We start from the raw sequence: 852 nt of genomic DNA, 5'->3' as shown, positions 1-852 counted from the left end.
AGCGTGGATTTTCCAGCGCCGGAAAGGCCGATGATGCCAAAGATTTCCCCTGCTTCTACGCTTAAGGTCACATCGTCCAGCGCGGTAACGCCGCCGGCAAAGATTTTGGTCAGATGCTCAAGTTCGATCATGGACATGGCAAGCATCCTCCTTTATACAGTAAATTGGGCAACAAAAAACGCCCCTGATGCCATGCATCAAGGACGAGCGTAAAAAAACGCCGTGGTACCACCTTGGTTCGCGCGCCTCCTCACGGGGGCGGCCTTTGAGAGTGCAGTCACACTCCTGCGCGCTGACGGGCGCTCCCGTCGCGGCCTGCGCATATGCGGTCGGCCACGCAACTCCGGAACCATCTTCCGCAAACCCTTCCGTACCTCTTTTCACCTGCCGAGGCTCTCTGCGACGTATCTGTTTGCGTACTCTTTCCTTCATCGTCTTTTCAATGTTTAATTGTTGCACTTAAGTTTACGAGAGTTTCAGAGGTTTGTCAACAGGGAAAAACTGCTGTAAAATGCCTGAAACGGGAAAACGGTTCTGTAAAAAACCGACAAAAATGGTGGGAAACCATCCGAAGAAGAACGAGATATGGAGAATCGAATTGCAAATTCAGGGCAGAACTGATATATTATGAAAGCAGTATTTCTATATCGAGCGGAGGTAGCGTGTGCCAAAACAAAACCACAATTTTATGATGCGCTACCTGCGGGATTTTCTTTGCGGGGCGCTGATTGGGGCGGGGGCGATTCTGCCCGGCGTGTCTGGCGGGGTGCTGGCCGTGGCATTTGATTTATACCGCCCCTTTATGGAGGTACTGACCCATCCCAAGCGGGCGCTTCCAAAATACTGGGGGCG

1 protein-coding gene, 1 pseudogene and 1 other annotated feature are annotated in these 852 nt (G+C 52.1%); of the genes and pseudogenes, one reads left to right on the top strand and one right to left on the bottom strand.

Going from position 1 to position 852, the window contains the following annotated elements; all coding sequences use genetic code 11:
* A partial coding sequence (locus B2W96_RS11865) for an ATP-binding cassette domain-containing protein (RefSeq protein WP_414692967.1) occupies positions 1 to 131 on the bottom strand: 131 nt, incomplete at its 3' end.
* Between the two features lie 65 nt (positions 132 to 196).
* Positions 197 to 441: a binding site (T-box leader), on the bottom strand.
* Positions 442 to 664: 223 nt separating this feature from the next.
* Here B2W96_RS11865 and B2W96_RS10980 point away from each other — a divergent pair.
* A pseudogene (locus B2W96_RS10980) lies at positions 665 to 852 on the top strand (undecaprenyl phosphate translocase family protein); the annotation flags it as partial.

Source organism: Oscillibacter sp. UBA6647, assembly GCA_002455655.1.
In the GTDB taxonomy this organism is placed as follows: Bacteria; Bacillota; Clostridia; order Oscillospirales; family Oscillospiraceae; genus Oscillibacter.
Note: the sequence above shows the minus strand (reverse complement) of the source record. Positions and strands in the feature narration are given on the sequence as shown.